We start from the raw sequence: 24,946 nt of genomic DNA, 5'->3' as shown, positions 1-24,946 counted from the left end.
CCCGACGCCTCCCTGCCGACTTACTGTGACGCTGCGCCCGCGGCCGCTTTCTTCAGCCGCGTGACCGTCAGCGTGCGGGTGGGCGGCTCGCTGTCGAACAGCATCGGAACGACCAACTGCTGCGGCGAGCCGTCAGCGACATAGCCGGCCTCGCTCAAGGCCCGCAGGATGCCCTCGGGAGGTTCCTTGTCATTGGCCATCACGAGCACCGCCGGCTCGATCAGCAAATGGCCGAAGTCCGGCATCTCGTCGTCGAGCACGACCAGATCGGGATCGACAAGACGCAGATTTCCCACCCAGTGCCAGCTCGATATCGCCGTGCGAACCGGACCGTTTGCCGTCAGCTGGCCATAGAGCGACTGGTAGTCGACACGCACGATGCTGCCGCGGCTGTCGCCGCCATTGAGGTGCGTGTACCAGGTCACCGGCAGCACGAGGATGGCAAGCGTTGCGCCGACAAACACGACGACGTCCTGCACCTTCCTTCCCTTGTCGCCTCTGGCATCCATCCGCAAGGCCAGCGCGACCGGCAGCAACACAAGAATGGGAAGCATCCAGCGATCGCGAAATTGCGTCGTCCCGCTCGCCAGGACGAGCACGATGGTCATCGCCAGGGCAAAAGCGATGGTGCGCCACACCAGTTTCTCGGTCCATGGCGCCGGTTGCAGAGCCGGCGCCGGCTTTTTCCATGCGATGAGCAAAGCCGCGACGAATATGCCGGCCGGCAACACGGCGAAATACAGGATAGCCTTGCCCAGTCCGCGCATTCCGTAGAATGCGGTTTGTATGGCGCTTTCTCCTCTGCCCATGCCGAAGCCGCCGCTGTGCGACAGCAACTGGTCGGTATAGGTCAGGTTCCAGTAGAGCGTCGGCAGGCAAAGCAGCACCGCCACGACAAGGCTGATCGAAAACCGGCGGTTGAGGATGACGCCGCGCGTTTCGCGCAGCGACAGGGTGGACAGCATCAGCGCGCCGAGAAAGATCGCGTTGTTGTATTTCGACAGGATGGCGGCGGCCATCGCCACGCCAAACAGCACATAGGTGGCCAGCGAACGCCGCTGCACCAGTTCAACGAGCGCAAGAAACAGCACCACTGAAAAACAGAAAGCGGCGATCGAGTGGGTGAGGGCGTGCTGCATCTCCCACACCATCTGCGGAAACAACAGCAGGCCGAACAATGCGGCGGCGCCAGCGCGGCTGGAATAGCCCAGGCGACGGACAGCGATGAAAACCGACGCCAGCGCCGCTCCGATCAGCAGGTACTTCACGATCTTGAGCGCCAGGATGTTCGTTCCGACCACGGCGGCGACGAGGCGGGCAAGCCAGGTGTAGAGCGGCGGCTGCGAGCCGCCATAGCCAGCCCAGAGGTAGTGCATGTACATCAGCTGTTCGGAATCGTCGACGCCGACACCGGTTCCTACGACATGGGACAGCAGCGCCATCACCACGATCTGGACGACGCAATAGACCGCGACGCAGACCAGTGCGGCGTTGAAGGGACCGACCTTGCCTTCGCAGAGCCAGTCCGTCCATTTCTCTAGATACTGCAAGGGGATCGTCTTCTCATTGAGGGAAAATGCCTGCGGCCAACTGCCGAAGGCCCCTTACACGATCTCACGCTCCCTGTCGCCTTTTCAGGCCCGCATCTTCTCGCCGCTGGGGTCGAAGGGCGCCTCGACATTGATGCGCGCCGGACGCCGGTGGCCGAGGATCTCGATCTCGAACAGTCCGGCACTTTCGTGCTCGGCGAGTGCCGCCGGCACATAGCCCTGCGCCATCGATTTCTGCACATAGTGCGCATAACCGCCCGAGGTGACCCAGCCGACCACCCGCCAGTCGCCGTCGACGATGCCGCGCACGGCGGAAGCGCCTTCGGCAGCCTTCGAGCCACGCACTTCCTTGCCCGCCATGTCGAAGCGTGGCGCGCCATAGCCATGCGGCTTTTCCACCGTGCCATAGTCCTTGCCGACCTTGGCCCAGATCGGCTCGTCGCCCATGACATCGGCGTCGGCCGCATCGATGATGAAGGAGACACGGCGCAGTTTCGGCCCTTCCGCCTGTTCCTTGGCGGCGGCCTCGCGGCCGATGAAGTCGTTCTTCTCCAGCTTGATGAAGCGGTCCATCCCGCCTTCGAACGGGCCGTAGATCGGCCGCAGCTCGCGGTACCAGGTCGGGAAGTTCTTCTCCAGGCGCATGGAGAGCAAAGCGCGCATGCCGAAATCGACGAGGCCGAACTCCTCGCCGGCGTCCTTGATCGCCTTGTAGACCAGGCGCTCATAGGCCGGCGCCATCCAGATTTCATAGCCGAGATCGCCGGTATAGGTGATGCGGTTGACCATGCAGGGCGCGCCGCCGACCGCCATTTCGCGGAAATCCATGAAGCGAAATGCCTTGGTCGAGATGTCGACATCGACCAGCTTCTGCAAGAGGTCGCGCGATTTCGGCCCGGCGATCGACAGGCCGACGAGCGTCTGATCGAAGCGGTGGATGCGCACCGAACCATCCTTCGGCAGGTGCTTTTCGAACCAGCGCATGTGGTATTTCTGCGCAGCGGACGAGCCCCAGATCATAAATCTGTCTTCGCCTGCCTTGGCGATGGTGAAGTCGCCGATCAGCTTGCCGAATTCGTTGATCATCGGCGTCAGCACGATGCGGCCGGTCTTCGGCATGCGGTTGGTCATCAGCCGGTTGAGGAAATCCTCAGCCGCAGGTCCGGACACTTCGTATTTGGCGAAGTTGGCGATTTCGGTGACGCCGACGCGTTCGCGCGTGGCGCGCACTTCCTCGCCGATAGGACCGAAATCGTTCGAGCGGTGGAAGGAGACGACGTCCTTCGGCTCCTTGCCCTTCGGCGCGAACCACAGCGGGGTCTCCAGGCCCCAGCTATCGCCCATGACGGCGTTGTTGGCGAGCATGGTATCGTAGAGCGGCGTCGTCTGCGCCGGACGCGCAGCCGGCAGCTCTTCATTGGGGAAGCGGATGGAGAAGCGGCGCGAATAGTTTTCGCGCACCTTCGCGTTGGTGTAGCGCAGGCCGGCCCACTCGCCGAAGCGGGCGACATCCATGCCCCAGACGTCGAAGCCGGGATCGCCATGCACCATCCAGTTGGACAGCGCGAGGCCGACGCCGCCGCCCTGGCTGAAGCCGGCCATGACGGCGCAGGCGCACCAGAAATTGGTCAGGCCCTGCACCGGCCCGACCAGCGGATTTCCGTCGAGCGCGAAGGTGAAGGGGCCGTTGATGATCTGCTTGATGCCGGCTTTCTCGATGCCGGGGAAATGCTTGAAGCCGATCTCCAGCGACGGCGCGATGCGGTCGAGGTCGGGCGGCAGCAGTTCATGGCCGAAATCCCACGGCGTGTTGACCGGCGACCATGGCTTGCAGGCCTTTTCATAGGTGCCGAGCAGGATGCCGTTGCGCTCTTGTCGGGTGTAGATCTCGCCCTTGAAGTCAAGCACGCCGATCATCTCGCGGCCGGTCGATTTGTTGAACTCTTCGACCTCGGGCATCGGCTCGGTGAGCAGGTACATGTGCTCCATGGCCAGCACCGGCAGTTCGACGCCGACCATGCGGCCGATCTCGCGCGCCCACAGGCCGCCGCAGTTGACGACATGCTCGGCGTGGACGGTGCCCTGTTCGGTGACGACGTTCCAGGTGCCGTCAACTTCCTGCGTCAGTTCGACGACGCGGTTGCGCAGCACGATCTCGGCGCCCAGCTTCTTGGCCGCTTTGGAGTAGGCGATCGTCGTGCCGGAGGGATCGAGATGGCCTTCGACCGGATCCCACATGGCGCCGACGAAATTGGTCTCGTCCATCAGCGGGAACATCGCCTTGGCTTCGGAGGGCGTGATCAGCTCGGTGTCCATGCCGAGATAGCGGCCCTTGGCGTGGGCCAGGCGCAGAAAATCCATGCGCTCGGGCGTATCGGCCATCATCACGCCGCCGGTCAGATGCAGCGAGCAGGACTGGCCGGAGATTTCCTCGATCTCCTTGTAGAGCTGCACCGTATAGGCCTGCAGTTTGGCGACGTTGGGATCGCCGTTCAGCGTGTGGAAGCCGCCGGCTGCGTGCCAGGACGAGCCGGAGGTGAGCTCGGAACGCTCGATCAGCATGATGTCGGTCCAGCCGGCCTTGGCCAGATGGTAGAGCACCGAGCAGCCAACGACGCCGCCGCCAATGACAACCGCTTTTACATGAGATTTCATGAGAGATAGGTCCGTTTTTGCGTAAATTGAATCAGGTGTGTCGGTTGGCGGGATGCCGCCAGTTGCTTGCCGATCAAAAATCGGTCGGCGCGCCGCCTTCGGACGTGCGCTTTTCGACGAAGTCGTTGAGCTCTTCGCGAATCGCCGGCTCCATATAGGGTTCCTCGTAGGATGCCAGCCGCTCCTTCCAGACCTTGTTGGCCTTTTCCAGCGCGGTCGGCGATCCGGCTTCGGCCCAGGTCTCGAAATTGCGCCAGTCGGAGAGGATGGGCGAGTAGAAGGCTGTCTTGTAGCGGTCCTGCGTGTGCTGGGTGCCGAAGAAATGGCCGCCGGGGCCGACCGACTGGATGGCGTCGAAGCCGAGCGCTTCGTCGGACAGGTCGAGCGGGGTGAGGAACTCGGCCACCATCTGCAACAGGTCGATGTCCAGGATGGTCTTCTCGTAGGAACAGCGCAGGCCGCCCTCGAGCCAGCCGGCGCCGTGCATCATCAGATTGCCGCCGCCCTGGATGGCGCCCCACAGCGAGAACACACTTTCATAGGCTGCCTGCGCGTCGACGGTGTTGGCGGCGCAGGTATTGGAGGTGCGGTAGGGGATCTTGTAACGGCGGGCAAGCTGGCCGCCGACAAGCTGCGCCTTCATATATTCAGGCGTGCCGAAGGCCGGCGAGCCTGACTTCATGTCGACATTCGAGGTGAAGCCGCCATAGCCAACCGGCGCGCCCTTTCTCACCATCTGGGCGAAGGCGATGCCGGACAGCGCCTCGGCATTTTGCTGCACCAGCGCACCGGCGATGGTCACCGGCGCCATCGCGCCGGACAGGGTGAAGGGCGTGATGACGACGACCTGACCCTTGCTCGACATCTGGATGATGCCTTCCATCATCGGCACATCCAGTTTCAGCGGCGAATTGGTGTTGATGATGGTGAAGACGGACGGCTCTTCGAGCATCTGCTCATGGCTGATGCCGCGGGCGATCCTGGCGATCTCGATGCCGTCGACATTGCGCTCCTTGCCGAGCGAATAGATGTGGAACACCTTGTCGGTCAGCGTGGCGAGGTCGCGGATGCATTCGAGGTGGCGCACGGACGGATGGATGTCGGTCGGCTCGACCGGATAACCGCCGGTGCAGTTCAGGATGTTGTGCATCTGCGCCAGACGCAGGAAGTTGCGGTAGTCCTGCTGGTTGCCCGGACGGCGGCCGCGATCGAGGTCGGAGCAGTTCGGTGCCGACGCCATCATCGAGAGGATCACATTGTTGCCGCCGAAGCGCACATTGTGCGCCGGGTTGCGGGCATGGAGCGTGAATTCCGACGGGCAGTTGGAGATGAGATCGAGGATCATGTCGCTGTCGAAGCGCACGCGCTCGCTGCCCTCGCGGACATCAGCGCCATTTTCCTTCATGATGCGGCGCGCTTCGTCATGCAGCACGTCGACGCCTATTTCCCTTAAGACGCGCAGCGAGGCGAGGTGGATCGATTCCAGCTCGTCGTCAGAGACCAGCTTGGTCGGCGTCAGCGGATTTCTCAGTTGCCGAAAAGCCGGCTGTTCGAAGGCGGCCGAGCCGCCGGCGCGCTTGCCCGCACGGCCACCGCGACGGGCCCGGTCGGTTGCCAAAGGCGGTTCGGCTGGATGCAGGGCGGCGGTCATGATGGTCCTCGTACGATGCTGGTAGCGGGCGGCATAATGGACCGGCGGCTGTCCGACCATTGCGGAGGCGGCGACCACTAGGACGAGGGAAGCGACATGCCCGAACGGCAGTCCGATAGTTGACAACCTTGCCGGGGATTAGCGGACAGGACGCGCCCACTGCGGCTCTTGGCGCAAGGGGATTTCAGGCGCGGCCCTTCCTTTCCCTAAATCGAACCGCTAGCTCAGTGGTTTGCCGCTGGATGGGCCGGCAATTCATGTGGAAGGCATCATGGCTGCGACCGGTTCGAGCGATGGCGAAGCGGGGACGCAATGGGCGGCGCTTGCCGGCGTAACTGCCGCCCTCGCGATGTTCGGTGCGGCGCAAGGGCTGAGCTCGCCGCTGTTTACGCTGCTGATGCAGAAGCAAGGCATGTCGCCGGCGCTGATCGGCTTGTCGGCAGCGATGATGCCGCTTGGCCTGATCCTTTCGGCCTCGTTCGTGCCGGCAGCCATTCGGCTGGTCGGCGCGCGCAACCTGGCTGTGGGTTGCTCATTGATTGGGGCGCTGTGCTTCCTCGGCATCGGCTACCTGCAGGACTGGGTGGGCTGGTTCGTCATCCGCTTCATCATCGGTATCGTCATCAACCCGCTCTATATACTGGGCGAAGTATGGGCGCTGTCGCTGGCGCCGCCGTCGCGCCGCGGCAGGGTGATGGGGGCATTCAACACCGTGCTGGGCGCTGGCTATGCTGCGGGGCCTTTGGTCCTGACCGCGGTAGGGATATCGGGCTGGGTTCCTTTCCTGGTCGGCATGGCCGGCTTCATCCTGTGCGCCGCGATCCTTCGTGCTGTTTCCTCAAGCCTCGCCGGCTTCGAGGATGACGGCCAATTGCCCGGCGGCTTTTTCGGTTTCGCCAGGCTGGCGCCGGCGCTGTTGTTTGCCGTGCTGGTTTCGGCGGCGGTCCAGCAGGGCACCTACGCATTGATGCCGGTCTTCGGTGCTGCCTATGGCCTGCCCGAAAGGACGCTGGCGGCCCTGGTGATGGCACTGTCGCTGGGAAACATCTTCCTGCAAATCCCGCTCGGCCTGCTTGCCGAGCGTTTCGGCGGGCGGGCGATGATCATCTTCTGTGCGTTGGCGACAACGGCCTGCGCGGTTTTGCTGCCGTTGTTGATCACGACGCCGGCGATCTGGCTCGTCCTTCTCGTCATGGGAGCGGTCGGCTATGGCGTCTACACCATGGCGCTGGTGGAGCTCGGCACCCGCTTCAAGGGAACCGTGCTGGTCGCCGGTAACGCCGCCTTTGCCTTGATGTGGGGCGCCGGCGGCGTTGTCGGCCCGCCCGGCGCCGGTGCGCTGATGCAGGTCATCGGTCCGCTCGGCCTGCCGGTGGTGATCGCCGGACTCGACGCGCTGCTGGTGAGCTTCGCGCTTTACCGATCGTTCAAGCGCCAAACTCCTGACAGGCCCAAAAACTCCTGACAGGCCCAAACTCATGACAGGCCTTGTCTGGAGCAAACGGTTTTTACCGGGGCGGGGCTTACCCGCGTCGGACAGAAAAGCTAGTCCTGAGCCTGGTTTAGGTGCCAATGATGAACCTGGCGGAAGCTGACAACGAGAAGATGCAGTGGGCGGCGATCAGCGGCGTGATCGCGACCGTCTCGGTGTTCGCCATCGCGCAAGGCCTGTCCTATCCGCTGCTGAGCTTCATCCTGCAACGCCAAGGCGTTTCGCCGGCCATCATCGGGCTCTCGGCGGCAATGACGCCGATCGGCTTCATTGTCTCGTCGCCGCTGATCCCGGCACTGGCGCGCCGGTTCGGGGCAGGGCGCACCGCGCTTACCTGCGCGGCGCTTTCGGCTATTGTGCTTGCGCTGATCGGCTGGACGCAGAATGTCTATCTGTGGTTTCCGCTGCGCTTCTTGATCGGGGTGGTGACCAATCCGCTCTATGTCTTGAGCGAAATCTGGGTCATTGCACTGGCGCCGCCATCGCGCCGCGGTCGCGTCATGGGTGTCTATTCAACCATCATCTCGGCCGGCTTCGCTGCCGGGCCGCTCTGCCTGCTCGCTGTCGGCACCGTGGGATGGCCGCCATTCCTGGTGGGGATCGCCGCCTTCATCTTCTGCGGCGCCTGCCTGGGGCTGGTGCTGCCGCGACTGCCGAAGGTCGACGAAGCCGGGCGCAGGGTTTCGGTCATGGGCTTCATGCCACTGGCATGGCTATTGCTGTCGGCGGTGGTCGTTGCCGCCGGTTTCGAACAGGGCGTGCTGGCGCTGCTGCCGGTCTACGGCACGCACCATGGCATCGCGGAAGCGCGCATGTCGGCGCTGCTATCGGTGATGATCGCAGGCAACATCGCCATGCAGGTGCCGCTCGGCTTGCTGGCGGAACGGCTGACGGCGCGGCTGGTGCGATTCATCTGCGTCGTGGTGACGGTGCTGGGCTGCGCCCTGTTGCCGCTGCTCATCGAGACGCCGCTGATCTGGCCTTGCGTCTTTATCTGGGGCGCGGTCTCCTATGGCATCTACACCATGTCGATCATCGAGCTCGGCGAGCGCTTTACCGGCTCGGCGCTGGTCGCCGGCAATGCCGCCTTCTCCCTGATGTGGGGCATCGGCGGCATCGTGGTGCCGCCGCTGGCGGGTGGCGTCATGGATGTGATCGGCGCCTCCGGTCTGCCGATCACGCTGGGCGCGATTTGTCTGGCACTGGCTGTGGCCACGGTCCTGCGCCGGCGGATGGTTTGAGGCCGCATTCCCCCGATGACCTGACGTCACCATCTTGAATAAAACCGCTTGCAACGCGATGTAGGCAGGGCTGCCCGCCACTAGCCTGGAGACCATGCGTGACCCAATCGACGACAAAACGCCAGACGGATGCCACCGCAGAGGACAAGTTCCTCTGGCTGGAGGACCGGACCAGCAAGGAATCGCTCGACTGGGTGCATCGCCAGAACGAGATCACCGTGGCCGAACTACAGGGCGATCCATCCTACCAGGCGGCCTTCGAGACGGCGCTCGACCTGATGACGGCCGAGGACAACATTGCGGTCGGTGCCGCGCTCAACGGCCAAGTCTATAATTTCTGGCAGGACAAGACCAATGTGCTCGGCCTCTGGCGCCGCACGACGGTTGCTTCCTACAAGACCGAGAAGCCTGTGTGGGAGACGATCATCGACTTCGACGTGCTGTCGGCCAAGGAGGGGGTGAAGTGGGTGTTCAGCGGCGCCAGCCGCCTTTACCCCGATTTCAACCTTTGCCTGGTGGCGATGTCGCCGGATGGCGGCGATGCGAGCGAGATGCGCGAATTCGACATCGAGACCAAATCATTCATCGAGGGCGGCTTCCGCGCTCCCGCCTCGAAATCCGGCTTTTCCTGGCTGGACAGGGACACGGTCATTGTCTCGGCTGCCTTCGATGAAGACGACAAGACCCAGTCCGGTTATCCGCGCGTCGTCAAGCTGTGGAAGCGCGGCACCCGGTTGGAGGAGGCGACGCCGATCTTCGAGGCCGAGAAGCAGGATCTCGCGGCCGGCGCGGGGGTCGAGCATGATGGCGACAGGCAGTATTTGTTTCTGGCCCGCACGATCGCCTTCTTCTCCTCGCACAGTTTTCTGCGCCTGCCGTCGGGCGAAAACCGGCGCATCCCGCTGCCGGACGATGTCACCGACACCGCGCTGTTCAAGGGCCGGTTCGTGTTCGGGGTGCGCAGCCCATGGACGGCGCCGGGCGGCACTGAGTGCTTGCCGGACGGCCTCTATTCCTTCGATTTCGAACACTGGATGGACACCGGCGACCTGGGCCCTGTTGAAACCATGCTCGCGCCAGCGCACCGTGTTTCGGTCGCCGGCATTGCCCGCACTCAGGACCGGCTGTTCATCAATCTGATGGACAATGTGCGCGGCAAGGTCGTTGTCGCCGAGCGCAGCGGCGACCGCTGGTCGCTGAAGCCGGTGGCGCTGCCCGAGAACGGCAATGTCGGCATCGCGCATGCCGAGCATTTCGGTTCCAGCGTCTCCTTCTCCTTCACCGATTTCCTGACGCCGAGTTCGATCATCTGGTCGGACGATGACGGGGTGACGCTGGCCACCGTGAAATCGCAGCCGGCGCGGTTCGACGCCGCGCCGCTGGTCTCCGAACAGTTCGAGGCGCGCTCGAAGGACGGCACCATGATCCCGTATTTCGTCGTCAGGCGGCGCGACCAGAAGGGTCCGGTACCGACGCTTCTCTATGGTTATGGCGGCTTCGAAATACCGCTGCTGCCCGGCTATGCCGGCGTGCGCGGCAGGCTGTGGCTGGAGAAGGGCAATGCCTATGTGCAGGCCTGCATTCGCGGCGGCGGCGAGTTTGGGCCGGCCTGGCATCAGGCGGCGCTGAAGGGCAATCGCCAGACTGCCTTCGACGATTTCGCCGCGGTGGCGCAGGACGTCGTCAGGCGCGGCATGGCCACGGCTGCTTCCCTCGGCATCCAGGGCGGCTCGAATGGCGGCCTGCTTACCGGCGTTTCCCTGACGCAGCATCCCGAACTGTTCGGCGCCGTCATCATCGAGGTGCCGCTGCTCGACATGCTGCGCTACACCGAACTGCCGCCAGGCGCCTCGTGGATCGGCGAATATGGCGATCCGGCAAAACCGGAAGAAGCCAAGTGGCTCGCCGCCTATTCGCCGTACCATCATGTCTCGGCCGATGCCGTCTATCCCCCGGTGCTGCTCACGACATCGACCGCCGACGACCGCGTCCATCCCGGCCACGCCCGCAAGATGGCGGCGAAGCTGCAGGAAGCAGGTCACGGCAAGACGTTGTTCTTCGAGGAGACGGAAGGCGGCCATGGCGGGCGCGGCGACCGCCGGCCGCAAGCGGCGCAAACCGCCATGAAATACGTGTTCCTGCAAAGGGTATTGAGCGGCACCGCTTGAATTCCGGGCCTCGGGCGGCATAGACTGCCGCCATGGTCTACATGAGCACATCCGGCGCCTTCGGGGTCGCGGTGACACCGTCGCCGCGCACGCTGCGCGCCGAACTGCTCAGGCTGTGCGCCCGCATCGGCTATTCGCCGCCCGCCGTCCTCTGACGAAGTCGCCCCGGCAGCTTGCCGGTTTGATTCCAGAGGAAAGAGCAAACCCATGACTTACCAGAACTATTCGCTGAAGCAGCTTCAGCAGATTGACGCGACGCATCATCTGCATCCCTTCACCGACCACAAGGAATTGCGCGAGACCGGCTCGCGCATCATCACCCACGCCAACGGCCCGTTCATCTACGATGCCGACGGCACCGAAATACTCGACGGCATGGCCGGGCTGTGGTGCGTCAATGTCGGCTATGGCCGCGACGAGCTGGCCGACGCCGCTTACGCGCAGATGAAGGAATTGCCCTACTACAATTCCTTCTTCAAATGCTCGACGCCGACGCCCGTGCTGCTGTCGAAGAAGCTGGCCGAGCTGGCGCCCAAGGGCATCAGCCAGGTTTTCTACGGCTCCTCCGGCTCGGAGGCCAACGACACGGCGCTGCGGCTCGTGCGCCACTATTGGGTGCTGGAAGGCAAGCCGGAGAAGAACCGCATCATCTCGCGCAAGTCGGCCTATCACGGCTCGACCGTCGCCGGCACGTCGCTCGGCGGCATGGATTTGATGCACAAGCAACTCGGCGGGGCGGTTCCCAACATCGTCCATGTGATGATGCCCTATGCCTATGAGTTGGGGCTGCCCGGCGAAAGCGACCATGATTTCGGCCTGCGCGCCGCCAAGGCGGTCGAGGATGCCATTCTGGAGGCCGGCGCCGACAAGGTGGCTGCCTTCATCGGCGAGCCGGTGATGGGAGCGGGCGGGGTGAAAATACCGCCGATGAGCTATTGGCCGGAAGTGCAGCGCATCTGCCGCAAATACGATGTGCTTTTGATGCTGGACGAGGTCATCACCGGCTATGGCCGCACCGGCGAATGGTTTGCGGCGCAGACCTTCGGCATCGAGCCCGACACCATCACCACGGCCAAGGCACTGACCTCGGGCTATCAGCCGCTGTCGGCGCTGCTGGTCGGCGACCGTATCGCGGCGACGCTGGTCGAAAAGGGCGGCGAATTCTACCACGGCTATACCTATTCGGGTCACCCGGTGGCCTGCGCGGTGGCGCTGAAGAATCTCGAGATCATGGAGCGAGAAGGCCTGGTCGACAGGGTCAGGAACGACACTGGACCTTACTTCGCCCAGGCGCTGCAGGAGCGCATTGCCGGCCACGAACTGGTCGGCGAGGTGCGATCGATCGGGCTGATGGGCGCGGTCGAGATCGTCAAGGACAAGGCGACCAAGGAGCGCTTCCTGCCGGCGGGCAGTGCCGCCGTCACCGTCCGCGACCACGCCATCGCGCAAGGCCTGATGCTGCGCGCCACCGGCGACACGATGATCCTGTCGCCGCCGCTGATCTGGACCCGCGCGACGATCGACATGGCTTGCGATCGCATCGCCAAAGCGCTGGATCTGGCGCAAGCGGATTTGCGCAAGAAGTAGATGGAACGACAGCCGGACGCCTTGCAATCAGGGCGCCCGGACTGTGCGCCTGCTTATCGTCAGGGTCGAAGGGGTCAGCGCACCGATCGTGCTGGTCAATGAAGACCATCAGGCAATTCCGAACGCTGCAATCGGAATATAATTCAGACCGAACAGTATAGGACTGCAAAACGCAAAAAACCGCGCTCCATCGGAACGCGGCTTTGCCAGATACGCATGGCATTTCGCCAACAATACACTTGCGAAACTTACGGGCTCCGGTACGCGAGACCTGATCCGGAGCGCCGGGCGGATGCGATGTGTCCGCCTCGCCATCCGTTATATAGGCACATCGTTACCGCCGGGTTATCGAGAGCTTAAGCAAATCTAAATTTGCAATTTTTCCGCGCAATAAAAAGCGCTGCTAAATTCGAAACTTATAGAGAACTGCCGCGAAGGAAATTTATGATGCCGGAAAAATCGTCGCCGCCATTTCCCTGGGCGTTGAACAGCGCATAAAGCTGGGCCGCTTCGGCCCCCATCGGCGTCACCGCGCCGGCGCTTTGGGCGGCTTCCTGCGCCAGTTTCAGGTCCTTCAGCATGAGTGCCGCGGCAAAGCCCGGTTTGTAGTCGCGGTTGGCGGGTGAGGCCGGCACGGGACCCGGCACCGGGCAATAGGTGGTCAGCGACCAGCACTGGCCCGACGAGGTCGAGGCAACGTCGAACAGGGCCTGATGCGAGAGGCCGAGCTTTTCGGCCAGCACGAAGGCCTCTGCGACGCCGATCATCGAAATGCCGAGCATCATGTTGTTGCAGATTTTGGCTGCCTGACCGGCGCCGTCGTCACCGCAATGGACGATGCGGCCTGCCATCGGCTTCAGGACCGGTTCGGCCTTGGCGAAGGCATCCTTGGCGCCGCCGGCCATGAAGGTCAGCGTTCCCGCAGCAGCACCGCCGGTGCCGCCGGAGACGGGGGCGTCGATCGAATGCAGCCCGTGCTTCCTTGCTACGGCATGCGCCTTGCGGGCCGACTCGACATCGATGGTCGAGGAATCAATGAACAGGGCGCCTGGTTTGGCCTTGGGTGCGATGTCCTCGTAGACCGAGAGCACGTGCTTGCCGGCGGGAAGCATGGTGATCACGACATCGGCGTCTTTCACCGCCGCCACGGCATTCGCCGTGACAATGACGCCATGCTCGTGGGCGACGGTGAGGTTTTCCGGCATCAGGTCAAAGCCGTGCACCGCGTGCCCCGCCTTGACGAGATTGGCAGCCATCGGGTTGCCCATTTTGCCGAGACCAATGAAGGCGATGGTGGTCATAGCGGTGCTCCATGATGAGTAGGCAGTAGGCAGTAGGCAGTAGGCAGTAGGGCGACCTATTCGGGAGCGAGTTTGATAATAAGTTGGCGAAGCATCTTTCCGATGGCCTCGGCCGCCAGAAGCAGGTGCTCAGCTTGCCCATGCGTGGCAACGCCAATGCGTTGAGCGATTTGGAGGTGTGTCTCGAACTCCTTCAGCGAGCCTTGGGCTATCCTGAGAAATTGCTGATAGGAGCCTCGGTTGTCTCGGCCATAGCCTTCCGCGATGTTGGCAGGGATAGAGGTTGCTGAACGGCGGATTTGGCTGGTCAGCCCATACAATTCCTCTTTGGGCCATGTCTTGGTCAATGAGTAGCTGCTGACAGCCAGATCCATCGCCTGCTGCCATACGATAAGATCCTTGTACGAGTTGATCTTGCCGGTCATCCTTTGCCTACTGCCTACTGCCTACTGCCTACTGCCGTCCAATCAACGCCCGCGCGATGATGACGCGCATGATCTCGTTGGTGCCTTCGAGGATCTGGTGGACGCGCAGGTCGCGCACCAGTTTTTCGATGCCGTAATCATGGAGATAGCCGTAGCCGCCATGCAGCTGCAGCGCCTCGTTGGCGACGTTGAAGCCGATGTCGGTGACGAAGCGCTTGGCCATGGCCGACCATTTGCCGGCGTCCGGCGCCTTGCGGTCTAGCTTCGAGGCGGCAGCATAGAGGAAAATGCGTGCCGCCTGCAGTTCGGTTTCCATGTCGGCCAGCCGGAACTGCAGCGCCTGGAACTGGTTGATCTTCGAGCCGAAGGCTTTGCGTTCGCCCGTATAGGCCAAAGCCTTGTCGAGCGCCGATTGCGCGCCGCCGAGCGAGCATGCCGCAATGTTGAGGCGGCCGCCGTCAAGGCCGGCCATGGCGATGCCGAAACCTGCGCCTTCCCCCGACAGCAGGTTTGCAGCCGGCACCTTGCAGTCCTCGAAGATCACCTGGCGGGTCGACTGCATGTGCCAGCCCATCTTGTGCTCGTTGGCGCCGAAGGACAGGCCGGGCGCATCCTTCGGCACGACGAAGGTGGAAATGCCCTTCGGCCCGTCGGCGCCGGTGCGCGCCATGACGACATAGAGGTCGCTGTCGCCGGCCCCGGAGATGAACTGCTTGGCGCCGTTGAGCACATAGTCGTCGCCGCTCTTCACCGCGCGCGTCTTCAGCGCCGCGGCATCCGAGCCTGAGCCCGGCTCGGTCAGGCAGTAGCTCGCCAGCCATTCCATCGAGGTCAGCTTCGGCAGGAAGCGTTGGCGCTGCTCGTCGTCGCCGAAGCGGTCGATCATCGACGCCGCCATATTGTGGATCGAGATGAAGGAGGAAAACGCCGGATCGGCGTGCGACAGTGCCTCGAAGATCAGCACGGCGTCGAGCCGGCCGAGCGCCGAGCCGCCGACATCGTCCCTGACATAGATGCCGCCGAGGCCGAGCGGGCCGGTCTCGCGGATTACATCGGCGGGAAAGTGTCTTGCCCGGTCCCATTCGAGCGCATTGGGCGCAACGCGATCGGCGGCGAAGGCCTGTGCCATCTCCTGGATGGCGCGCTGCTCCTCATTGAGTTCGAACTGACTGGTGCTCGCATCGACCGCGGCGTCCATGGCGTGCTCCCTGTGTTTCCCCAGCTGGGGTGGCTTGCTGGCCTGTTGTTTTTGGCTTTGCGCGCCGCTCAATCTAGACCAATGATGCCGCCGCGCAACCCGGCTCGCCGCGCAGCCGCTGTGCATGAATGGATCAACGGAGCATTGCGTGCCGACATATTTCGACGAATTGCTCGACCGCTTCCATGCCTATCTCCGGGGCGTGGACAACGCGCTGGTGCGGGACGCCGTGACCCGGATCGGCTGGAATATGACGGCGCGCGTGCTCGAAGCGCATCCGCTGCCTTGCCTTGGTCTGCTCGACCGCATTGTCGAACTGGCGCCGCCGGACCCGCAGCCTCTGGTGCAACTGCTGGCGGAGCGTCGTGACGATCTGTGCTGGGGGCAGACCTACAACGCGAGCGATTTTGGTGAAGCGTTCTTGCAGAACTACGGCTGGCTAGAGGTGTTTGGCACGCGCGGCCATTTCGCCAATGAAGAGGTCGCGGCCGGATTGCTGATCCTGGGGCCCGGCATCACCTATCCCGACCATCATCACATTGCCGAGGAGATCTACATTCCGCTGACCGGCGGCACCGAGTGGCGCATGGGCGAAGGCGGCTTTCACACCCGCCAGGCGGGCGAAATTATCCATCACGCCTCCAATGTCAGCCATGCCATGCGCACCGGCAGCGAAGCGTTGCTGGCGCTCTACATCTGGCGCGGCGGGCCGCTGGCGCAGAAATCGACCGTTTCCGGCGCGCAGGGCAGGGGCTGAGCATGGCCAAGGCGATCATGCTGCAAGGCACGGGTTCGGATGTCGGCAAGACGGTGCTGGTGGCGGGGCTCTGCCGCGCGGCCAGGAATCGCGGGCTGAAAGTCAGGCCGTTCAAGCCGCAGAACATGTCGAACAATGCCGCCGTCGCCGACATTCCGGGCGACGACCGCCCCGGCGGCGGCGAGATTGGCCGTGGGCAATGGCTGCAAGCGCTGGCGTGTGGTGTTCAGCCGACCGTGCATATGAATCCGGTGCTGCTCAAACCCCAGAGCGACATCGGTTCGCAGGTGATCGTGCAAGGCAAGGTGTTCGGCGAGGCGCGAGCGCGCGACTACCAGACAATGAAAGCGGGGCTGATGGACGCCGTGCTGGAGTCCTGGACGAAGGTCGGTGAGGGCGCCGATCTGGTCGTCGTCGAGGGCGCCGGATCGCCGGCCGAAATCAACCTGCGCAGCCGCGACATCGCCAATATGGGCTTTGCCACGCGCGCCGACGTGCCGGTCATCCTGGTCGGCGACATCGACCGCGGTGGCGTCATCGCTTCGGTCGCCGGCACGCATCTGATCCTGCCGGAGGAAGACAGGCGCATGATCGTCGGCTACCTCATCAATAAGTTCCGCGGCGATGTCTCGCTGTTCGACGACGGCATCCGGTCGATCGAAAGCTTCACCGGCTGGCGCTGCTTTGGCGTCGTGCCGTGGCTGAAGGCGGCGGCGCGATTGCCTTCGGAGGATTCGGTCGTGCTCGAACGCCTGGCATCGGGCGAGAAGCGGGCGTTGAAGGTCGCCGTGCCGATGCTTGGCCGCATCGCCAATTTCGACGACCTCGACCCGCTCAAGGCCGAGCCGCAGGTCGAAGTGGTGTTCGTGCCGCCGGGGCAGCGCTTGCCGGAGGATGCCGGCCTGGTGGTCATTCCCGGTTCCAAATCGACGATCGGGGATCTCATGAAATTCCGCGAGAATGGCTGGGATCGCGATCTCCTCGCGCACCGCAAACGCGGCGGCCATATCGTCGGCATTTGCGGCGGTTTCCAGATGCTCGGCCGCCTGGTGCGCGATCCCGATCGCATCGAGGGCAGCGTCACCGAGGCGGAAGGTCTTGGTCTGCTCGACATCGAGACGGTGATGGAGCCGGAAAAGACGGTGCGCAATGTCAGCGCCCGCTCAGTGCCGTTCGGCCTGGCGCTCGAGGGCTACGAAATCCATCTCGGCCGTACCACCGGGCCGGACATGGCGCGGCCGTCGGCTGTGATCAACGGCATCGACGACGGTGCCATTTCCGCCGATGGCAAGGTTTTTGGCACCTATCTGCACGGCCTGTTTTCCGCCGACGCTTTCCGAGCGAGATTCCTGGAAAGCCTCGGCGTGAAAGGCGGCGGCGTCGACTATCGGGCGGAGGTGGAAAACGCTCTGGACGAGATCGCAACCGAACTGGAGCGCCATCTCGATTGCGATGCGATTTTAGGGTTAGCGAGGTAGGGCCGCCCATCGTTTCGTCATCCTCGGGTCTGCGCTTCCGCTTCGTTTCCACTCCGTGGATGTCGAAGTTCGGGCGCTTTCGCCGACCTTCGACGCGGCGCTGAAGGACCAAGGCCGATGGCGAAGGATTCTGCGAAACTGATCACCAGCGGGACGGTGAGCGAGGCGTATTCGACATTGCGAAAATGGCCGGGCGCCGTTTCGCGATAGCCACAAATGTCGGTGACCGCGTTCTGCAGCCGCAGGCCCGGCGCGCGCCGCACCATCTCGAACCGGTCGGCTACCGGGCGGTGCTGTTGATCGTGGCGCTCCGTCTCGCCGGACATGGTCATCCTTCCGCGCGGAAGAGCCTAACGGACCATGCATCCAAAGCAAAAGCGCCCGGCTTTGACCGGGCGCTTCGAATGCAGAAGTCGCGGGTGCCTAGGCGCCGCGCATCAGGCAGGCGGCGGCAAGCACGATGTATGCGATGAGGACAATCCACACCGCAGCCAGAGGAATGAACGCAAGAACGCCAAGCGCGGCGAGCACGCCGATGATGGCGATAACTAGGGATATGATGAAAACAAGCTGAGTGGGTGCACTAAGATTCATGTGTGGTCCCTCCAACATGATTCGTACAACGGCACTCTATCAGGCGTGAGGCTTATACACCAATCAGCTGGCGCAATGGGTTCGCCGGGTCGGCCAGCAGCTTCACCGCCAGAGCCAGGCAGATGATCACCAGCAGCGGCTTGATCAGCCGGGCGCCGATGCGGATGGCAAGGCTGGCGCCGAGCCGGGCGCCGAGGAACTGGGCGACGCCCATCATCAGCCCGATCTTCCAGCAGACGACGCCGGCGATGGCAAAGACGATGAAGCCGCCAATGTTGGAGGCGAAATTGAGCAGCTTGGTGTGTGCCGTGGCCTTGAGCACGCCGAAGCCGGCGAGGCTGACGAAGGCCAGCATGTAGAAGGAGCCGGCTCCCGGCCCGAACAGCCCGTCATAGAAGCCGACCAATGGGGCGATGACCAGCCCGAACAGGAAGGGCGACAGGCGCTCGGCGCGGTCGACATCGTTCATGTTGGGTTTCACGGCGAAGTAGATCGCGATGGCGATTAAAAGCAGCGGCAGCAGCGCCCGCAGGAGATCACCCGGCACGAATGCCGCCAGCAAGGCGCCGACGGCACTGCCGGCAAGGGCCAGAAGCGCCGATGGCAGCTGTCGGCGCAGATCGACATGGCCATTCATGGCGTAGTGGATGGTCGCCGAAGCGGTGCCGAAAATGCCCTGCAGCTTGTTGGTTCCAAGTGCTGCGACCGGCGGGAAGCCGGCAAGCAGCAGGGCCGGGATGGTGATCAGCCCGCCGCCGCCGGCTATCGAATCGACAAAGCCGGCTGCAAAGGCGGCGAAGGCAAGCATGATGACGGTCTGGGTAGCGAGGTCGAGCATCGGGATTTTCTGAACATTCCGGCGGGAAAGGTGGTGCCGCGCCTTCTCATGGCCATCCGGTTTGCGCAAGGCCGATTCCGCGCTACGTCCATCCAAGCGCGTTGCGCTTGGATTTCCTGTGGTGCATGTCATTATCTCAGTACCGCTGCGCAGTTTTGGGTCATGTGCGCTGGGCGGGCTCGGGAAAGGGACACTGTTGGCGATGGCATTGCTCGACCAGATACGCTCGATCTTCGATGGTGACCCCGGCGTGCGCAAGGTTGCCGACGACCCCGTGCTTTCGGCGGAACTCTTGATGCTGTTTCGCATGATCCTGGCCGACGGCTCGGTTTCGGAGAGCGAAATGGTCGCCTTCCGGCGCATCTGCAAGGACGCCTTCGGCATCCCGGAAACCAGCATCGACGCGGTCATCGAATATCTCAATGATTTCGGCTACGAGACCAACGGTTCGCAAGCCATGGCGCTGTTCCGCGATCTCGATGTCGAACGGCGCAAGTTGCTGGCGCTCCACATGGCGGAGATCGCCAAAGCCGATTCCAAACTGGCCGAGAGCGAAGTGCGGCTGTTGCGCCGCACGCTCGATTTGCTCGACATCAGCCCGGTCGATGTGGTGAAGCCGGAGGAATGAGGCAGACCAGGGGCAACGGCCGCCCGGCCGGGTCCCCGCTGCTTCGCAGCGTCCCAGCGTTCGTGACCTTTCATCGTGCCACTGGCACGATGAATTCGCTGCGCGAACCGGTCACTCACCCCTGTTCCTGCATACGGTGAGCGATCGCCCGATGCAGATCGGGCGCAGCCGCGACCAGCGCCCTGGCCGCCTCCGACTGCGGATGATCGAGCACGTCGCCGGTCTTGCCGCGCTCGACGATCCTGCCGTCATGCATGACCAGCACCTCATCGGTGATGGCGCGGGCGACGGTCAAATCGTGAGTGATGAAGAGATAGCCGATGCCGAGCTTCTGGTTGAGCTCTGCGAACAGATCGAGGATCTGGGCGCGGATCGACACGTCGAGCGCCGAGACCGGCTCGTCGGCGACGACCAGCTTCGGCCTTGTGATGATGGCGCGGGCGATCGACAGGCGCTGGCGCTGGCCGCCGGAAAACTCATGCGGATATTTGTCCATGTCGCTGACGCCGAGGCCGACCTCGTGCAGCGCATGCGCCACCATCTCGCGCCGCTCGGCCGGTGTCGGCTTCTTTTCCAGTACATGCAGCGGCTCGGCGACCAGTTTCTCGACCTTCTGGCGCGGGTCGAAAGAGCCGTAGGGATCCTGGAACACCACCTGCATGTCGCGCCGCGCGGCTTTGAGCTCCGCTTCGCTTTTGCCGGTGATGGTCTCGCCGCGAAAGCGGATCGTGCCCGATGTCGATTTGTCGAGCGCCAGGATCATGCGGGCAAGCGTTGACTTGCCGCAGCCGGAGCGGCCGACCAGCGCCACCGATTGGCCCGGCGCCAGCGACAAGGAGACGTCGTCGACAGCGCGGATCGGGGGAGCGGGTTTGAACAGGGATGTACGCCGCCCGGGATAGTCGCGGGTCACGCCTTCGACCTCAAGCAGCGGCTTGGCCGATCCGGTGGCGTGAACTTTGGCGCGCGCGGGCACGTGCATCGAGGCCAGCGCCAGCTGGCGCGTGTAGGGATGCAGCTGTTCAGACAGCGTGCGTGCGGTGTCGCCGGCTTCCATCACTTCGCCATGGCGCAGAATGGTGATGCGGTCGGCCATTTCGGTGACGACCGCGAGATCGTGCGAGATCAACAGCAGGCCCATGCGGTTTTCGCTGACAAGGCCGCGCAAGAGGTCGAGGATCTGCGCCTGCAGCACCACGTCGAGCGCCGTGGTCGGTTCGTCGGCGATGAGCAGCTTGGGTTTCAACGCACAGGCAATGGCGATGACGACGCGCTGGCGCTGGCCGCCCGACAATTCGTGCGGATAGCGCGACAGCGGGAATTTCGCCTCGGGCAGGCCAACCCGGTCGAGCATTTTGCGCGCCCGGTCTTCGGCTTCCGCGCGGCTGGCTTTGGTGTGCCAGCGTATGCCTTCGGCGACTTGTTCGCCGATGGTCTTGACCGGGTTCAGCGCCGTCATCGGCTCCTGGAACACCATGCCGATGTCATCGCCGCGCAACGCGCACATCTGGTCCTCTGTGGCCGCGAGAATGTCGATGCCGTCGAAGGTCACGCAGCCGGTGGCGCGCGCAGCATGCGGCAGAAGCTGCATGATGGTCAGCGCCGTCATCGATTTGCCCGAGCCGGATTCGCCGACCAGCCCCATCACCTCGCCGGGCGCGACGGAGAGGTCGACCCCTTTCAGGATCGGCGTGTCGCCGATGGCCAGCGACAGGTTCTCCATCTGCAGCAGGCTCATCGCTGCCGCCGCGATTTCGGGTCGAGTATGTCGGCGATGCCGTCGCCGAGCAGATTGAGCCCAAGCACCGTGACGACGATGGCCGTGCCGGGGAAGATGGCCATCCAAGGCGCCACCACCATGCGCGTCTGCGCGTCGAACAGCATGCGGCCCCAGCTCGGCATTGGCGGCTGGGCGCCGAGGCCGACATAGGAGAGGCCGGCTTCGGCCAAAATGCCGAGCGCGAACTGGATGGTGCCTTGCACCAGAAGCAGCGTGGCGATGTTGGGCAGCACGTGCTCGATTGTAATCTGCGTCTTGCTCTTGCCGGCGGCGCGCGCGGCGAGAATGAACTCGCGTGGCCAGATCGCCAGCGCGCCGGCGCGGGCGACGCGCGCAAACACCGGGATGTTGAAGATGCCGATGGCGATGATGGCGTTGATGGCGCCCGGTCCGAAGATGGCGGTGATCATGATCGCCGACAAAAGCGCCGGGAAGGCGAAGACAAGGTCGTTCAGCCGCATCAGCGCCTCGTCGACGAACCCGCCGCGCGCCGCGGCGAAGGCGCCGAGCGGCACGCCGACGCCCATGCCGATGCCAACCGCGACCAGCGCCACGGCGATCGAGTTGCGGGCGCCGACCATGATCATCGACAGGATGTCGCGGCCGAAATGATCGGTGCCGAACCAGTGCGCCGCAGAGGGCGCCAGCGTCTTGTCCGAGATCACCAGTTTGGTCACGTCGTAGGGCGTCCAGACGTAGGAGATGACCGCTATTGCAGCCACCAGCACCGTGATGGCGAAGCCGATGAGGAAGGAGCGGTTGCGGAAGGCCTTGGCCAGAATGCTGCCCAACGTCTCCTGCGGGATGTCGATGTGCAGCGTCATTGCCGGCCTCGAAGGCGCGGATCGACGATGGCGTAGGAGACGTCGACGACGAGGTTAACGGCAATGACGGCGACGACCAGCAGCATGACGATGCTTTCCACCACGATCAGGTCGCGCTGAGTGATCGCCTGGAACACCAGCCGTCCGAGGCCCGGCAGATAAAAGACGTTCTCGATGATGATGGTGCCGGCGAGCAGGAAGGCGAATTGCAGGCCCAGAATGGTCAGAACCGGGATCATCGCGTTGCGCAGCGCGTGCCGCCATAGTACGGCGCGATAGGGCAGGCCCTTGGCGCGGGCGGTGCGGATATAATCCTCGTTCAGCACCTCGAGCAGCGCGGAGCGGGCAACGCGCGCCAGGATCGCGCCCTGCGGCAGAGCGAGGGCGATGGCCGGCAGCAGCAGCGATTTCAGCGCCGGCCAGGCGCCGGCGCTCCAGCCGGGAAAGCCGCCGGCCGGCACCAGCCGCAACCAGACGGCAAAGAGGTAGATCAGCATCAGCGCGAACCAGAAGTTCGGCACGGCGACGCCGAGCTGCGCGGCACCCATGGCAATCGTGTCACCGGCGCGGCCGCGCCGACTGGCGGAATAGAGCCCGACCGGAATGGCAATGATGGTGGACAGCGTTAGCGCGATCAGCGCCAGCGGCAGGGAAACCGCCATGCGCTCGCGGACAAGGTCGATGACCGGCACCGAATAAGTGTAGGAGCGGCCGAAATCGAGGCTGAGCAGACCGCCGACCCAGTGGAGGTAGCGCAGGAGAAGCGGCGCGTTAAGGCCCATCTGGTTGCGCAGGAGTTCGACCTGCTCGGCGCTGGCGTTGAGGCCAAGCATCAGCCGCGCCGGATCGCCGGGCAGGATTTCGAGCACGGTGAAGACGACCATCGAGGCCAGGATCAAGGTGGCGATGGCAATGGCGAGGCGTTGGAGGAGGTAGGCGGTCATGGTGGAGGGAATGGTGCGTTGCCAAGTGCGATGACTGAGCAAAGGCAGCGTTCTGTCACACCCCCCTCTGTCCTGCCGGACCCGGCCCTTCGCTGTCGCTTCGGGCGTTCGTTGTTCGGAAAGCCAAGCAGTTGGCTTTCCGTCCGCTGCGCGGACCACTCCTCACCCCCCGCAAGGGGGGAGATCAGCAGTTTCAGCGCCGGGCTTTCCTTTGCGGCGCTGGCAATTGGCGAAAGCAGAGATGAGAGCGCAATCTCCCCCCTTGAGGGGGAGATGCCCGGCAGGGCAGAGGGGGGTGTGACGGAGCGCAAGCGCTGCGCCTTGGCCAGCCGCCTCAATCCGTCCACTTCACCTTGGTCAGATCATTCGCCTGGATCGGCGCATTCTCCCACAGGCCCTGCAGCTTGGCGTCCCAGACGCCGACCTTCGGGAGTTCATAGAGGAAGCCGACCACGGCGTCGTCGGCCAGGATCTTCTGTGCTTCGCCGAGCAGCGTGTTGCGCTTGGCGTCGTCGGAGGTGAGGTTCAGCTCGGCGATGATCTTGTCGAAGGCGGGGTTGTCGTAGTTGAAGTAGTAGTCCTTGCGCGAGTAGATATCGATGTCGTTGGGCTCGGTGTGGGAGACGATGGTCAGGTCGTAATCCTTCTTGGTGAACACCTGATCCAGCCACTGCGCCCATTCGACCGGAATGATTTCCAGGTCGATGCCGACATCGCGCAGCTGCGAGGCGATGATCTCGCCGCCAAGCCGTGCATAGGAAGGCGGCGGCAGCTTCAGCGTCGCCTTGATGCCGTTTTCGAAGCCGGCCTGCTTCAGCAACTCCTTGGCCTTCTCGACATTGTGCGGGTACAGGCCGGTGAGGTCGACATAGGCCTTGCTGGCGGGCGACATGTGCGAGCCGATCGGCACGCCGAGGCCGGCCGAGGCGCCGTCGATGATCGCCTTGCGGTCGAGCGCGAAGGCAATTGCCTGCCGCACCTCGAGCTTGTCGAAAGGCGGCTTCTTGTTGTTGATCGCCAGAATGGTCTCGCCCTCAGTCGAGCCGATCACCACCTTGAAGCGCGGATCGTCCTTGACCTGCGCGACGCTGTCGGGATCGAAGAAAGGGAAAGCCTGGATGTCGCCGGAGAGCAGCGCCGGCACGGCGGCAGCGGCGTCGGGAACGATGCGGAACTCGGCCTTGTCGAGGAACACCGGGGCGCCCCAGTAAGTGTCCGATTTCACCAGCGTGATCGACGAGCCCTTGGCCCAGCTCTGGAATTTGAACGGGCCGGTGCCGATGGGCTTTTCCTTGTTGGTGTCGGCGCTCTCGGGCGCCACGATCACCGCGTCGCCCCAGCCCAGATTGTAGAGGAACGACCCTTGCGGGTTCTTCAGCGTCACCCTGACCGTCGTCGGATCGACGACTTCGACCGCATCGATGGAGGCGAACAGGGCCTTTTGCGCGTTGACCGAATTGTCGGCGCGGGCGCGGTCGAGCGAGAATTTCACGTCGCCGGCGTCGAAATCGCTGCCGTCATGGAATTTGACGCCGGTGTGCAGCTTGAAGGTGTAGACCTTGCCGTCGTCGGAAATGGCCCAGCTCTCGGCGAGGTCGGGCAGCACTTCGCCATTCGGACCGATGCGGGTCAGGCCCTCGAAGACGTTGGCGTAGAGCACTTCGTCGATCGCCGCGGCAGCACCGGCGGTCGGATCGAGATGCGGCGGCTCGAGCGTAATGCCGATCACCAGGTCGGTGCGTGCGGCAAATGCCTGACTTCCGCCCAGTGCCAGCACCGCGGCGGCAAGAATGGTTTTCCACAATTTCATCGTGCAACTCCCAAATGCTCGAACC

Annotated in this window: 20 protein-coding genes and 1 pseudogene; 8 read left to right on the top strand and 13 right to left on the bottom strand. The window is 63.7% G+C overall.

Going from position 1 to position 24,946, the window contains the following annotated elements:
* Positions 1-20 precede the first annotated feature (20 nt).
* The 3 genes from AC3CCE_RS21675 to AC3CCE_RS21665 form a co-directional block, all read right to left on the bottom strand.
* On the bottom strand, positions 21-1,550 hold the full coding sequence (locus AC3CCE_RS21675; RefSeq protein WP_352625904.1) for an ArnT family glycosyltransferase: 1,530 nt from the start codon (positions 1,548-1,550) through the stop codon (positions 21-23).
* Positions 1,551-1,634: 84 nt separating this feature from the next.
* Positions 1,635-4,205: a GcvT family protein gene (locus tag AC3CCE_RS21670; RefSeq protein WP_352625905.1), complete on the bottom strand. Its 2,571-nt coding sequence runs from the start codon at positions 4,203-4,205 to the stop codon at positions 1,635-1,637.
* A gap of 73 nt (positions 4,206-4,278) precedes the next feature.
* On the bottom strand, positions 4,279-5,856 hold the full coding sequence (locus AC3CCE_RS21665) for a trimethylamine methyltransferase family protein (RefSeq protein ID WP_352625906.1): 1,578 nt from the start codon (positions 5,854-5,856) through the stop codon (positions 4,279-4,281).
* 271 nt (positions 5,857-6,127) lie between these two features.
* Here AC3CCE_RS21665 and AC3CCE_RS21660 point away from each other — a divergent pair, with 271 nt between their 5' ends.
* From AC3CCE_RS21660 to AC3CCE_RS21640, 5 genes are all read left to right on the top strand, one after another.
* Positions 6,128-7,321: an MFS transporter gene (locus tag AC3CCE_RS21660; RefSeq protein ID WP_352625907.1), complete on the top strand. Its 1,194-nt coding sequence runs from the start codon at positions 6,128-6,130 to the stop codon at positions 7,319-7,321.
* 110 nt (positions 7,322-7,431) lie between these two features.
* Positions 7,432-8,589 (top strand): MFS transporter, encoded by a 1,158-nt coding sequence (locus AC3CCE_RS21655; RefSeq protein WP_352625908.1) that lies wholly within the window; start codon positions 7,432-7,434, stop codon positions 8,587-8,589.
* 98 nt (positions 8,590-8,687) lie between these two features.
* Complete coding sequence (locus AC3CCE_RS21650) at positions 8,688-10,757, top strand: prolyl oligopeptidase family serine peptidase (RefSeq protein WP_352625909.1); 2,070 nt, start codon at positions 8,688-8,690, stop codon at positions 10,755-10,757.
* A 32-nt stretch (positions 10,758-10,789) separates the two neighbouring features.
* Positions 10,790-10,912 carry a hypothetical protein gene (locus AC3CCE_RS21645; RefSeq protein WP_023670422.1) on the top strand — a complete coding sequence of 41 codons (123 nt, stop codon included), beginning with the start codon at positions 10,790-10,792 and terminating at the stop codon, positions 10,910-10,912.
* Positions 10,913-10,964: 52 nt separating this feature from the next.
* Positions 10,965-12,344 (top strand): aspartate aminotransferase family protein, encoded by a 1,380-nt coding sequence (locus AC3CCE_RS21640; protein ID WP_352625910.1) that lies wholly within the window; start codon positions 10,965-10,967, stop codon positions 12,342-12,344.
* A 416-nt stretch (positions 12,345-12,760) separates the two neighbouring features.
* On the opposite strand, the gene mmsB is transcribed toward AC3CCE_RS21640, so the two are convergent.
* Genes mmsB through AC3CCE_RS21625 form a run of 3 tightly spaced genes read right to left on the bottom strand, consistent with a single transcriptional unit; the run spans position 12,761 to position 15,268 of the window.
* Positions 12,761-13,645 (bottom strand): 3-hydroxyisobutyrate dehydrogenase, encoded by an 885-nt coding sequence (mmsB, locus tag AC3CCE_RS21635; protein WP_352625911.1) that lies wholly within the window; start codon positions 13,643-13,645, stop codon positions 12,761-12,763.
* A gap of 56 nt (positions 13,646-13,701) precedes the next feature.
* On the bottom strand, positions 13,702-14,070 hold the full coding sequence (locus AC3CCE_RS21630) for a four helix bundle protein (RefSeq protein WP_352625912.1): 369 nt from the start codon (positions 14,068-14,070) through the stop codon (positions 13,702-13,704).
* Positions 14,071-14,098: 28 nt separating this feature from the next.
* Positions 14,099-15,268, bottom strand: coding sequence for an isobutyryl-CoA dehydrogenase (locus AC3CCE_RS21625; RefSeq protein WP_023744727.1), 1,170 nt, complete (start codon positions 15,266-15,268; stop codon positions 14,099-14,101).
* 148 nt (positions 15,269-15,416) lie between these two features.
* Between AC3CCE_RS21625 and AC3CCE_RS21620 the strand changes: the two genes are divergently transcribed.
* Positions 15,417-16,025 (top strand): dimethylsulfonioproprionate lyase family protein, encoded by a 609-nt coding sequence (locus AC3CCE_RS21620; RefSeq protein ID WP_023746812.1) that lies wholly within the window; start codon positions 15,417-15,419, stop codon positions 16,023-16,025.
* Between the two features lie 2 nt (positions 16,026-16,027).
* Positions 16,028-17,503, top strand: a complete 1,476-nt coding sequence (locus tag AC3CCE_RS21615) for a cobyric acid synthase (RefSeq protein ID WP_352625913.1) — start codon at positions 16,028-16,030, stop codon at positions 17,501-17,503.
* Positions 17,504-17,610: 107 nt separating this feature from the next.
* Here the strand turns inward: AC3CCE_RS21615 and AC3CCE_RS21610 are convergent.
* From AC3CCE_RS21610 to AC3CCE_RS21600, 3 genes and pseudogenes are all read right to left on the bottom strand, one after another.
* A pseudogene (locus tag AC3CCE_RS21610) lies at positions 17,611-17,829 on the bottom strand (AraC family transcriptional regulator); the annotation flags it as partial.
* 97 nt (positions 17,830-17,926) lie between these two features.
* The gene (locus tag AC3CCE_RS21605; protein WP_023670429.1) at positions 17,927-18,097 is read right to left on the bottom strand and encodes a hypothetical protein; all 171 of its coding nucleotides are present in this window, start codon (positions 18,095-18,097) and stop codon (positions 17,927-17,929) included.
* Positions 18,098-18,149: 52 nt separating this feature from the next.
* On the bottom strand, positions 18,150-18,935 hold the full coding sequence (locus AC3CCE_RS21600; RefSeq protein WP_352625914.1) for a TSUP family transporter: 786 nt from the start codon (positions 18,933-18,935) through the stop codon (positions 18,150-18,152).
* Positions 18,936-19,131: 196 nt separating this feature from the next.
* Here AC3CCE_RS21600 and AC3CCE_RS21595 point away from each other — a divergent pair, with 196 nt between their 5' ends.
* The gene (locus AC3CCE_RS21595; RefSeq protein ID WP_023691035.1) at positions 19,132-19,563 is read left to right on the top strand and encodes a TerB family tellurite resistance protein; all 432 of its coding nucleotides are present in this window, start codon (positions 19,132-19,134) and stop codon (positions 19,561-19,563) included.
* A gap of 115 nt (positions 19,564-19,678) precedes the next feature.
* On the opposite strand, the gene AC3CCE_RS21590 is transcribed toward AC3CCE_RS21595, so the two are convergent.
* The 4 genes from AC3CCE_RS21590 to AC3CCE_RS21575 form a co-directional block, all read right to left on the bottom strand.
* Positions 19,679-21,301, bottom strand: a complete 1,623-nt coding sequence (locus AC3CCE_RS21590) for an ABC transporter ATP-binding protein (RefSeq protein WP_352625915.1) — start codon at positions 21,299-21,301, stop codon at positions 19,679-19,681.
* Positions 21,298-22,167 carry an ABC transporter permease gene (locus AC3CCE_RS21585; protein WP_352625916.1) on the bottom strand — a complete coding sequence of 290 codons (870 nt, stop codon included), beginning with the start codon at positions 22,165-22,167 and terminating at the stop codon, positions 21,298-21,300. Before AC3CCE_RS21585 ends, AC3CCE_RS21590 begins: the two co-directional genes overlap by 4 nt.
* The gene (locus AC3CCE_RS21580) at positions 22,164-23,111 is read right to left on the bottom strand and encodes an ABC transporter permease (RefSeq protein ID WP_352625917.1); all 948 of its coding nucleotides are present in this window, start codon (positions 23,109-23,111) and stop codon (positions 22,164-22,166) included. Before AC3CCE_RS21580 ends, AC3CCE_RS21585 begins: the two co-directional genes overlap by 4 nt.
* A 334-nt stretch (positions 23,112-23,445) precedes the next feature.
* A complete protein-coding gene (locus tag AC3CCE_RS21575; RefSeq protein WP_352625918.1) occupies positions 23,446-24,921 on the bottom strand; it encodes an ABC transporter substrate-binding protein in 1,476 nt (491 codons plus the stop codon).
* Between the last annotated feature and the right edge of the window lie 25 nt (positions 24,922-24,946).

This window comes from Mesorhizobium sp. P160187 (genome assembly GCF_057766425.1).
The sequence above is the reverse complement of the archived record's forward strand: the minus strand, read 5'-3'. Positions and strand labels throughout refer to the sequence as shown.

Excerpts from the sequence above, each read along its gene's own strand:
- AC3CCE_RS21670 (WP_352625905.1), bottom strand. The coding sequence starts at position 4,205 with ATGAAATCTCATGTAAAAGCGGTTGTCATTGGCGGCGGCGTCGTTGGC.
- AC3CCE_RS21665 (WP_352625906.1), bottom strand. The coding sequence starts at position 5,856 with ATGACCGCCGCCCTGCATCCAGCCGAACCGCCTTTGGCAACCGACCGG.
- AC3CCE_RS21660 (WP_352625907.1), top strand. The coding sequence starts at position 6,128 with ATGGCTGCGACCGGTTCGAGCGATGGCGAAGCGGGGACGCAATGGGCG.
- AC3CCE_RS21655 (WP_352625908.1), top strand. The coding sequence starts at position 7,432 with ATGAACCTGGCGGAAGCTGACAACGAGAAGATGCAGTGGGCGGCGATC.
- AC3CCE_RS21645 (WP_023670422.1), top strand. The coding sequence starts at position 10,790 with ATGGTCTACATGAGCACATCCGGCGCCTTCGGGGTCGCGGTGACACCG.
- AC3CCE_RS21640 (WP_352625910.1), top strand. The coding sequence starts at position 10,965 with ATGACTTACCAGAACTATTCGCTGAAGCAGCTTCAGCAGATTGACGCG.
- mmsB (WP_352625911.1), bottom strand. The coding sequence starts at position 13,645 with ATGACCACCATCGCCTTCATTGGTCTCGGCAAAATGGGCAACCCGATG.
- AC3CCE_RS21630 (WP_352625912.1), bottom strand. The coding sequence starts at position 14,070 with ATGACCGGCAAGATCAACTCGTACAAGGATCTTATCGTATGGCAGCAG.
- AC3CCE_RS21625 (WP_023744727.1), bottom strand. The coding sequence starts at position 15,268 with ATGGACGCCGCGGTCGATGCGAGCACCAGTCAGTTCGAACTCAATGAG.
- AC3CCE_RS21615 (WP_352625913.1), top strand. The coding sequence starts at position 16,028 with ATGGCCAAGGCGATCATGCTGCAAGGCACGGGTTCGGATGTCGGCAAG.
- AC3CCE_RS21605 (WP_023670429.1), bottom strand. The coding sequence starts at position 18,097 with ATGAATCTTAGTGCACCCACTCAGCTTGTTTTCATCATATCCCTAGTT.
- AC3CCE_RS21600 (WP_352625914.1), bottom strand. The coding sequence starts at position 18,935 with ATGCTCGACCTCGCTACCCAGACCGTCATCATGCTTGCCTTCGCCGCC.
- AC3CCE_RS21590 (WP_352625915.1), bottom strand. The coding sequence starts at position 21,301 with ATGAGCCTGCTGCAGATGGAGAACCTGTCGCTGGCCATCGGCGACACG.
- AC3CCE_RS21585 (WP_352625916.1), bottom strand. The coding sequence starts at position 22,167 with ATGACGCTGCACATCGACATCCCGCAGGAGACGTTGGGCAGCATTCTG.
- AC3CCE_RS21580 (WP_352625917.1), bottom strand. The coding sequence starts at position 23,111 with ATGACCGCCTACCTCCTCCAACGCCTCGCCATTGCCATCGCCACCTTG.
- AC3CCE_RS21575 (WP_352625918.1), bottom strand. The coding sequence starts at position 24,921 with ATGAAATTGTGGAAAACCATTCTTGCCGCCGCGGTGCTGGCACTGGGC.